General features: G+C 56.8%; 5 protein-coding genes and 5 pseudogenes. All 10 read left to right on the top strand.

Translation table 11 applies throughout. The features are described 5' to 3' along the window. Positions 1-278 (top strand): annotated as a pseudogene (locus USDA257_RS32700) (IS630 family transposase); the annotation flags it as partial. Beyond that, positions 265-1,001: pseudogene (locus USDA257_RS32695) on the top strand (radical SAM protein); the annotation flags it as partial. The pseudogenes USDA257_RS32700 and USDA257_RS32695, both read left to right, overlap by 14 nt. 470 nt (positions 1,002-1,471) lie before the next feature. Beyond that, complete coding sequence (gene nodA, locus USDA257_RS32690) at positions 1,472-2,062, top strand: nodulation N-acyltransferase NodA (protein ID WP_015633488.1); 591 nt, start codon at positions 1,472-1,474, stop codon at positions 2,060-2,062. Continuing rightward, entirely contained in the window at positions 2,059-2,706 is a 648-nt protein-coding gene (nodB, locus tag USDA257_RS32685; protein ID WP_010875356.1) for a chitooligosaccharide deacetylase NodB, read from the top strand. The genes nodA and nodB overlap by 4 nt, the downstream gene beginning before the upstream one ends. 14 nt (positions 2,707-2,720) lie before the next feature. Further along, complete coding sequence (nodC, locus tag USDA257_RS32680) at positions 2,721-3,962, top strand: chitooligosaccharide synthase NodC (RefSeq protein WP_014858070.1); 1,242 nt, start codon at positions 2,721-2,723, stop codon at positions 3,960-3,962. 151 nt (positions 3,963-4,113) lie between these two features. Further along, positions 4,114-5,145, top strand: a complete 1,032-nt coding sequence (gene nodI / locus USDA257_RS32675; RefSeq protein WP_015633486.1) for a nodulation factor ABC transporter ATP-binding protein NodI — start codon at positions 4,114-4,116, stop codon at positions 5,143-5,145. Positions 5,146-5,148: 3 nt separating this feature from the next. Beyond that, positions 5,149-5,938, top strand: a pseudogene (gene nodJ / locus USDA257_RS32670) (nodulation protein NodJ). A 99-nt stretch (positions 5,939-6,037) separates the two neighbouring features. After that, positions 6,038-8,097, top strand: a pseudogene (gene nolO / locus USDA257_RS32660) (nodulation protein NolO). Positions 8,098-8,263: 166 nt separating this feature from the next. Beyond that, a complete protein-coding gene (gene noeI, locus USDA257_RS32655) occupies positions 8,264-8,989 on the top strand; it encodes a 2-O-methyltransferase NoeI (protein ID WP_014858065.1) in 726 nt (241 codons plus the stop codon). Between the two features lie 1,068 nt (positions 8,990-10,057). Next, positions 10,058-10,193, top strand: a pseudogene (locus USDA257_RS35250) (transposase zinc-binding domain-containing protein); the annotation flags it as partial.

Raw genomic sequence — 10,193 nt, 5'->3', positions numbered from 1 at the left:
AGGTGCGCGCCTGGCTCGACCGCCATCAGCGCTTTACCTTCCACTTCACGCCGACGTCCTGCTCGTGGCTCAACGCCGTCGAGGGCTTCTTCGCCAAACTGTCGAAGCGTCGCCTCAAGCGCGGCGTCTTTCATTCGGTCGTTGACCTCCAGGCCGCCATCAACCGCTTCCTTACAGAGCACAACCAACAACCCAAGCCCTTCACCTGGACCGCCGATCCCGACAAAATCATCGCTGCCGTCAAACGGGGGCACCAAGTGTTAGATTCCATCCACTAGTAAGGGGTGGCTGAGGAACTTGCCGGCGTCAGATCCGGTGTCGTTGTATCTCCACATTCCGATCTGTCGGTCGATGTGCTGGTATTGCGGATTTCCCAACAGCATAACTCGTCGAGACGCATCGATCCTCGACTATCTGACGGCGCTAGTGAGGAGATAAGTTTGGTAGCAGCCCAAGCGCCGCAGGCGCTGCCCGTGAGCGACGTGCACTTCGGCGGTGGAACACCAACCATCATCAAGCCAGAAGATTTTCTGGCTCTGATGGATCTTCTGCGTCGCAGTTTCGCCTTCAGGAAAACCATCGCTGTCGAGATCGAGCCGCGCACCTTCACGGCCGAGATGGCCGAAGCCTTAGGAGCGGCCGAGGTAAGCCACGTGAGTCTCGGCGTGCAAAGCTTTGATCCCATTGTTCAAAAAGCAACCAACCGGGTCCAGAGAAAGGCGCAGACGACCGCGGCTATTGAAAACCTGCGCCGGATTGGGATAAGTCGCATCAACTTCGACCTCATGTACGGCCTCCCGCACCAGACCGTGCAGTCCTGCGTTCAGAGCGCGACGGCAGCGGTCGCAATGCGCCGCGACCGGCTTGCCGTATTTGGCTACGCCCACGTTCCATCCTACAGGAAAAATCAGCGCATCATGATCGACGAGACGGCACTGCCTGATATAGCTGCCCGAGCCGAACAAGCCGTGGCTGTGGCCGAAACGTATCTGCCGAACGGCGCGGGAGCAGTAGCGGTATTAGCTTCTTTGCCGTTGGCGGCCAAGTCTCAGCCTGTTCTTTGATCCAACTTCCTTGTTTTCGAGAGCGTGGCCGCACGCCCGTGATTGGCTGGCCGAAGCTGATGCTCCCGCCGCGGTGTCGGGTTCGTTCATCAACCGTTGCTAGCAGGGAGACTTGGGCCGGGTGTATCCACAGTATGAATGGATATAATCCAAACAATCAATTTTACGGATCCGTCCAATCACTATTAGAAGATGCTCACGTTTGAAGAAATCAAGTGTGTCGCTGGTAGAGATTTGCGAGTGATACGGGAAGGTCGGGAAATGTCCCCCACTCACTGTGCAGGTTATAACAACCAACTTGGTCCGCAATGCGGGTTCGACGACAGTGTCGGGCGTCCATCGACCCCGGCCACTTCGGACGTTTGATGTACGTTTCAAGAAGCAGCAAGATGTGGAGTTCTTTGGATATGCGTCCTCAGATGCGGTGGAAACTGTGCTGGGAAAATGAGCTGGAGCTCTCCGACCACACTGAACTCGCTGAGTTCTTCCGGAAGACCTATGGACCGACCGGGACGTTCAACGCAAGACCATTTGAAGGTGGGCACAGTTGGGCCGGAGCAAGGCCGGAGTTCCGTGTAATCGGCTACGACGCTCACGGAGTGGCTGCTCACATGGGGCTGTTGCGCCGCTTTATCAGGGTGGGCGATGCCGATCTGTTGGTGGCGGAACTGGGTTTGTGGGGGGTTCGCCCGGACCTCGAAGGACTCGGGCTCAACCACTCCATCCGCGTCATGTATCCGGTGCTGCAGCAGCTTGGCGTTCCGTTCGCATTTGGCGCCGTTCGACACGCGCTGTACAAGCTTGTGGGCAGACTCTGCCGAAACGGTCTCGGTACAATTGTGGCTGGCGTTCGCGTGCGGTCCACCCTTTCAGATGTCTATCTCAACCTGCCGCCAACGCGCACTGAAGACGTACTCGTTGTGGTCTTTCCGATTGGACGTCCAATGAGCGAATGGCCATCCGGCACACTGATCGAACGAAACGGTCCGGAACTATGAAACAGCTTGACTATCTCCGGACAGTGCCCAGAAGCGGCACTGGGGCCCCGAGCGTCTACCTGACCTTCGACGACGGTCCTAACCCGGTTTTTACCCCTGAGGTCCTCGATGTGCTGGCCGAACACCGTGTCCCGGCGACTTTCTTCGTCATCGGGGCTTATGCTAAGGACCGGCCGCAACTCATCCGACGCATGGTTGCGCAAGGGCACGAGGTCGCCAACCATACAATGACCCATCCGGACCTGTCTGCCTGCGGACGTCGGGACGTGGAACGCCAAGTACTCGAGGCGAACAGGGCCATCAGGATGGCCTGCCCCGAGGCTTCGGTGCGGCACATACGTGCGCCTTACGGAATTTGGAGCGATGACGTGCTGACAACATCGGCAAACGCTGGACTGGCGGCTGTGCACTGGTCTGTGGACCCGCGGGACTGGTCCCGCCCCGGTATCGACGCAATCGTCGATGCGGTACTCGCCTCGGTCCGGCCCGGTTCAATCATTCTCCTGCACGATGGGTGCCCTCCCGACGAGTTGGCGAACACTGACGCCAGTTTTCGCGACCAGACGGTGGCGGCGTTGTCTCGTCTCATCCCTGCCTTGCACGACCGCGGATTTATAATCCGCTCGCTTCCTCAGAATCATTAAACGGACGGTTTTTCATGGATCTGCTTGGCACGACCGGCGCCGTAGCCATCTCCTTGTATGCAGCACTCTCGACGGCTTACAAAGGCATGCAAGCTATATACGCTTTGCCAACAAACACCACAGCTGCGTCAACGCCCGTGACCGGCTCCGGTGCACCGCCGAGCGTGGATGTTATCGTCCCCTGCTACAATGAGGATCCGCGCGCGCTCTCGGCGTGCCTAGCTTCCATTGCAAAGCAAGACTACGCTGGAGAGTTGCGGGTCTACGTGGTTGACGACGGTTCTGGCAATCGCAACGCCATCATACCTGTACACGATCATTATGCGTGCGACCCGAGGTTCCGCTTTATCCTGATGCCAAAGAACGTCGGAAAGCGCAAGGCGCAGATTGTCGCAATACGGGAATCATCGGGAGATTTGGTGCTCAACGTTGACTCGGACACGACCATTGCGCCGGACGTAGTCACGAAACTTGCCCTGAAGATGTACAGTCCCGCGGTCGGCGCGGCGATGGGTCAGTTGACGGCCAGCAACCGCAGCGACACATGGCTGACGCGGTTGATCGACATGGAGTACTGGCTCGCCTGCAACGAGGAACGAGCAGCACAGGCTCGCTTTGGAGCCGTTATGTGTTGCTGCGGCCCGTGTGCCATGTACCGGCGGTCCGCACTCCTATTGCTGCTCGATAAATACGAGACGCAACTGTTTCGAGGCAGGCCAAGCGACTTCGGGGAAGACCGCCACCTCACAATCCTCATGCTGAATGCAGGCTTTCGAACCGAGTACGTTCCGGACGCCATCGCGGCGACGGTCGTTCCAAACTCGATGGGGGCCTATCTGCGCCAACAACTGCGCTGGGCACGCAGCACGTTTCGCGACACATTGCTCGCGCTCCGCCTACTGCCGGGCCTTGATCGCTATCTTACGCTGGACGTGATCGGACAGAATCTTGGTCCGCTGCTCCTAGCCCTCTCGGTCCTGACGGGGCTAGCACAGCTCGCTCTGACGGCCACAGTGCCTTGGTCGACGATCCTGATGATTGCATCTATGACAATGGTCCGCTGCGGCGTGGCGGCGTTTCGAGCGCGAGAGCTGCGATTCCTTGGGTTTTCGCTGCACACCCTCCTCAACGTCGCTCTCCTGCTCCCCCTCAAAGCATATGCGTTGTGCACGTTGAGCAACAGCGACTGGCTGTCGCGTGGTTCCCCGGCTGCCGCACCCAACGGCGTAAAGGATTCTCCTGAACCCCATTGCTAAAACAAGCGCTGCGGAGCCGTCTGAAACTGCGGCACCCGCGTCGCTGGCTCAGCCTTGCGCAGCTTGCGAGGCTGCTGACATCAGTCAGTCACTGCGGTGGCGGTAGCCGGCTTTGCCAAACAGGCAAGCGAATTTAAGATAGGACGAGAAATTGCAGCTATTGACTCGAGCAAATGTCTCAAGCTCACCGTCGCGGCGGCCTGAGAGCAATGCACGCAAGCAGAAGTGCCACGGGCATAGCAATGCGGATAATTCGCTATCTTGCTCCAAATCAGATGTGGCAATCGAGCTTACCAACGTCAGTAAGTCTTATGGCGACAAAGTCGTTGTCGACCAACTGTCATTCACCATCACCTCAGGAGAATGTTTCGGCTTGCTGGGACCGAACGGTGCGGGCAAAAGCACGGTATCGCGTCTGGTTCTCGGCCTGGCACCGCCTGATGAAGGCACGATCACAGTGCTCGGAGAGCCGGTGCCAGCCCGCGCGCGTTTGGCGCGCAGCCGCATAGGGGTGGTTCCGCAATTCGACACACTTGATCGCGAGTTCACGGCGCGCGAGAACCTACTGGTGTTCGGACGTTACTTCGGCCTGCGTACTCGCGAGCTCGAGGAAGCCATTCCACCACTGCTCGATTTCGCTCGGCTCGAGAGCAAGGCGGATGTACCCGTGGCGCAATTATCCGGCGGTATGCAGAGACGGCTGACGCTGGCTTGTGCGCTGATCAACGACCCACAGCTCCTGATACTGGATGAGCCGACTACCGGCCTCGATCCGCATGCTCGCCACCTAATATGGGAACGGCTGCGGTCCTTGTTGGCGCTTGGCAAGACGATTCTACTGACTACCCACTTCATGGAAGAGGCGGACCGATTATGTGACCGCTTGTGTGTTATAGAGCACGGACGGAAGATCGTGGAAGGCCGCCCTCACGCGCTGATCGACGAGCAGATCGGGTGCGACGTGATTGAGATCTACGGCGGCAATCCGCGGGAGCTGACTTCAGTTGTCGGACCATATGCTCAGCGTGTCGAAGTGAGCGGTGAGACGCTGTTTTGCTATTCGTCCGATCCAGAACAGGTGCGCTTGCAATTGCGCGGGCGAACCGGTCTACGCCTATTGCAGCGTCCACCGAATCTTGAAGATGTGTTCTTGCGGTTGACCGGGCGCGAAATGAAGGACTGAGCGATGTGGAAACGTTACGCGGCGGTCCTACCCGCCAATCCTTGGAATTGGATTGCAGTGTGGCGCCGTAATTATATGGCATGGAAGAAAGCCGCGATCGCTTCAATTCTCGGTAACCTCGCCGAGCCCGTGACTTCGCTGTTTGGTCTCGGCTTCGGCCTGGGTGCGATGGTGGGTCGCGTCGACGGCATTCCATATGTCGCGTTCTTGGCGGCTGGCATGGTTGCAACAAGCGCAATGATCTCCGCGACGTTCGAGACTATTCACGCGACCTTCGCTCGCATGCACGCAAAACGAACTTGGGAATCAGCCCTGTGCACCCAACTCACGCTCGGGGACATCGTCCTCGGTGAACTGGCGTGGGCAGCCAGCAAGGCGTTATTGGCCGGGACAGCAATGATGCTCGTTGCAGCCACAATGGGCTTTGCATCGTGGCCGTCCGTTCTCTTTGCCTTGCCAGTGATCGCACTCACGGGGTTCGCCTTTGCAAGCCTGGCGATGATCGTCACAGCACTTGCGCCCAGTTACGACTATTTCATATTTTACCAGACGCTCTTCCTTACACCCATGCTGTTTTTGTCAGGAGCGGTCTTCCCAGTCAGCCAACTGCCCGACATTTTTTCAGAAGCTATCGCATCTGCTGCCGCTGTCACATTCAATCGAGCTCATTCGTCCAGCGATGCTAGATCGCCCAGGCGGAGGCGTCGCTCTGCACATCAGCGCGCTTTGTATATTTGCAGTGATGCCATTCTTCTTATCTGTGGGACTTCTTCGGCGGCGTTTAATGTCCTGACCTACGGCAGAAAGAGCACTGCTTGAGCTTAGCAAACGACTAAATTCAGTCGGAGCACAGGGCCTACCTGTTACAAGTGACGAGAGATTGGAGAGCAACATGCTGTGTCTAGGACTGAGTGGCGGTCTAAGCAAGATTTACGAAAACACGCTCGATCTGCCGAATACATTTATGCACGACGGTGCAGCGGTTCTCGTCCGAGACGGCCGAGTGATAGCTGCTGTCGAAGAGGAGCGGCTTAATAGAATCAAACATTCCAACAAGCTGCCGCGCCGTTCGATTCAATACTGCCTTGAATACGCCGGGGTTCAGCTCAGCGACATCGACTGCTCGCGTATTATGCAACCGAGGCATTTTGCAATGCTATGCTCGAGCGCTTGCTCGTTTCTCAGCCGCACATGTCAATACCGTTGTATGCCAAGCTGTTGTTGTGTGGGTTGCTCGCGCAGGAATTTGGTACTGAGGTCGATCCGTCGCGAATCTCATTCGTAAGCCATCACCTGTCGCACGCCTGGAGCGCGTTTTCTATGTCGGGTTTCGAACAAAGTCTCATCTTGACAATTGATGGCGGTGGAGACTTCGCCTCGGGTCTTTTGGCGATAGGATCTGGCACGGAAGTCACACCGCTTGCGACATTTCCGGAGAGCGATTCTTTAGGGCTTTTGTACCTTGAGACCATAAAATATCTCGGTTACGGCATGTTTGATGAATACAAGGTCATGGGGCTTGCACCGTACGGCGACCCCGCTCCCCATCGCGACCTCTTCGAACAGTTCTACGAGCTATTAGACAACGGTGGCTACCGGATCTATCTGGACCGGATTGGTCCCACGCTGCTTCGCAGCATTGAGGTACGCCGAAAAGGGATGCCGTTCACTCAGCAGCATAAAGATTTGAGTGCTTCGTTGCAAGAAGCACTCGAACGGATTGTGTTTCACGTTCTACGGCATCACAGCGAGATCACCGGCATAAAGCGCTTAAGCTTGGCCGGAGGAGTAGCTCACAACTGCACTTTGAGCGGTAAGCTGTTGCGCTCGGGAATCTTCCAAGACATCTTCGTGCAACCCGCGGCACACGACGCTGGCTGCGCATTAGGCGCTGCATTGATGATGTCTAATGAACTAGGGCAGTCCGCACCTCGAGAGCGTTTGCAGGAGGTCTATTGGGGTCCTGATCTCGGGAGCGACCGCGCCGTGGAGCAGGAATTAATTGCATGGGGCGGCCACATTGAAATCGAACGCTGCGATGATGTGGCCAGCAGAGCAGCCGAGTGGATCGCCGATGGCGCCGTTATCGGCTGGATGCAGGGACGATCGGAATTCGGACCGCGTGCGCTTGGCAACCGTAGCATTCTTGCCGACCCTAGGCCGGCCACAAACAAGGATCGGATCAACGCGATTGTCAAGAAGCGCGAAGGCTATCGCCCCTTTGCGCCATCCGTGTTGGAGGAGGACGCCAACGAGTTCTTTGAATTGCCAGATAGCAGGCAGGAATTTCCCTTTATGAATTTCGTAGTGCCTGTGCGCGAATCCAAGCGCAATCTGCTCGGTGCCGTCACGCACGTCGATGGTACGGCGCGCTTGCAAACAGTATCGCGCAACATCAATCAAGCGTATTGGGAGGTCATCACCGCCTTTAGGAAACGAACAGGTGTCCCGATTCTGCTCAACACGTCCTTCAACAATAATGTTGAGCCGATAGTGGATTCGGTTGCGGATGCGGTGACCACATTTTTGACCACCGACTTGGATGGACTCGTGGTTGGGTCGTATCTCATCAAGAAGCGGACTGCGTCACCGGAGGACTGGAGTAGACTTGCGCTTTCGTTGCCGCCTTATTCAAGCCTCCATCAAGTGCGTGCATTTACGGCGTTAGACCGCCAAGAGACGGTATGCGAGATCCGCACGGGTCCCTCCAGCCGAGAAGCCGTGCGGATTTCATCCGAGTTGTTCGAACTGCTAATGCGGATTGATGGAGAAGCTCCGCTCGGCGATATCTTGGACCTCATCGCGCCCAATCAGAACCAGCGTGAAGCGCTCCTAAATGAACTGCGTGGGCTTTGGGAGCAGCGTAGCGTGCGACTGCATCCAATGCGCGCCGGCTCTGCAGCGGAACCACTATCAAGTTCAATCAATCTGTCAAGCGGTGCCCGCCTATGACAATCGCGGTAGTTCCGTCCCTCTCCTTCACCCATGCTGGTGGGGCCGAGACGCTCATGAGTGATGGGCGGCATTCGTTGAGGCTCCAGCGAAGCGCGGCACGAGCACTCAATGTCTCACCAGCGGTCAGCACCCGCATCTGCAATCAATATTGAGGTGTAATTTCATGGAAGTAGGACGGTATCTTAAAGAAGGCCTGCTAATCTCTCTTCAGCAACGCCTTCGCGAATTTGCGGAGGGCATAGGAAAGCCAACGTCTTCCTTGAAGGTCCATCGACAGATCGTTTCGCTCCTTGAAAAGCCTGACCCCGTGATTCTGGACATCGGTTGCAATGATGGAAGCGATGCGCGACGCTTTCTCCAGCTTCGTCCGAAGGCCCAGCTTTTCTGCTTTGAGCCAGACCCCCGAGCCGCTGCTCGCTGTAGGGAAAACATGGGGCCTTTGGACAGGATGAGGCTATTTGAAGTCGCGATCAGTGATCGAAACGGCAGAATCGATTTCCACCCCAGTAATGGAGATGCAAAGGAATGGGATCTGTCAGGCTCAATACGCCAGCCCAAGAATCACCTTTCCGAATATCAGTGGGTCCGGTTTGACGGACCCATCTCAGTTGAGACTCGGAGACTGGACGATTGGTGCAGTGAGGCTGGCTTGGAGAGTATCGACCTGATCTGGATGGATGTGCAGGGGGCCGAGTCCGACGTCATCGCTGGCGGCAAAGAGACTCTAAACAATACGCGCTTCATCTACACTGAATATAGTGACCAGGAGCTGTATGAAGGTCAACTGCCCCTGCGCGCAATTCTTGACCTACTGCCTTCGTTCGAATTGGTGGCTCAGTTTCCACGCGGAGTGGAGGGTGACGTTTTGCTCAGAAACACGAGGCTTTAGCACCAGTCGGCTTGTTCTCTTCCATATTGCGGGCTGTCCCAGCCCAAGACCGCCTCAGCAGGCAGGCCTTGGCGCCCGGTTACCTTGACCGCTGTGCCGACACAGGTCTCGCGCCATTAAGCCAACCAGATCGCGATGCGCGTCGAGCCACATCGCTCGCCGAAACAATCGCTAGCGTTACCGATCTTTGACAGCGGCTCTGCAACTGGAGAGCGTTTTTTCGAGACCCAGACGATCCGCCAAGGCCTGAATCGTACTACTCCTGTCACGGCCTCTCTGACGTTCGGCTCGCAGCGTCTGTGGTTCGAGTCGGATTTTGTCTCTCTACCTGGCTTCCGCTCTGAGGGTCCGTTGGAAGCGGAAGGGACGAAGATGAGGAGCAAAAAGATGAACAAAACGCGCCAACGGTGTCATCCTGCTCCGATGGGCAAAAAAGGTAACATATATCCGCAACGGGGTCCGCCCGCACGTCCGGCGAGGCTACGAGCCATGTGGCGACTGCTGCGGTGCATGCGAGCATCAGCACGGTCCTGCGATTCATGAGATATACCTCCGAAAATTCGGGTTAAATTTGCAACATGGGCGGCAGTAAGAGGCGTGCAATAGCGGTGGACCGTGTTTTCGGTTCCGATTGTCTGGCAGGCGCGGCAGACAAGTGCCCTTACCTTCGTGTTCCACCGGCCTAGGCAAAAACCGTGAACGCTGTTCCCCATCGCGCAGTCCTTCTTCATCTCTAAGAATAGCGCATGCGAATCGTCAAAGCGGATCATCTGCACTAGGCGGCAAAACCGAGCAAACCAAAGATCGGCGCGAGGCCGACACCGTCGGCAATCCCAATAGTGCGAAAGACTCCGGGTCCAAGAGGTATGTGACGTTCTTCATCTATCAGCCTTTCTCTATTGTCGTGGTGTCATGTCCCAACGAAAGGTAGCGTAGGCGAGGCACGCGTGGGGAGCTTCGCTATGCACCATGTGGCAAGACTGGGAAATCCATTTTTTGTATGGGGCCTATTCAAACCATGGAATGTGCGAACGAATGCATTCCAACACATCGGCTTGAGGGCCCCCGGGTGCCACGCGCGATCGCTGGCTTACCGACCGTCAGGCCGATCTGTTGCCGGTACCGTACTTCCATGTGGTGTTCACCATGCCGGCCGAGATCGCCGCGATCGCCTATCAGAACAAGCGGCAGCTCTATACGATGC

This window comes from Sinorhizobium fredii USDA 257 (genome assembly GCF_000265205.3).
Classification (GTDB): domain Bacteria; phylum Pseudomonadota; class Alphaproteobacteria; order Rhizobiales; family Rhizobiaceae; genus Sinorhizobium; species Sinorhizobium fredii_B.
The sequence above is the reverse complement of the archived record's forward strand: the minus strand, read 5'-3'. Positions and strand labels throughout refer to the sequence as shown.

What these genes read in the sequence shown, in the direction of transcription:
- nodB (WP_010875356.1), top strand. Translation starts at nt 2,059, where the DNA reads ATGAAACAGCTTGACTATCTCCGGACAGTGCCCAGAAGCGGCACTGGG.
- noeI (WP_014858065.1), top strand. Translation starts at nt 8,264, where the DNA reads ATGGAAGTAGGACGGTATCTTAAAGAAGGCCTGCTAATCTCTCTTCAG.
- nodA (WP_015633488.1), top strand. Translation starts at nt 1,472, where the DNA reads ATGCGTCCTCAGATGCGGTGGAAACTGTGCTGGGAAAATGAGCTGGAG.
- nodC (WP_014858070.1), top strand. Translation starts at nt 2,721, where the DNA reads ATGGATCTGCTTGGCACGACCGGCGCCGTAGCCATCTCCTTGTATGCA.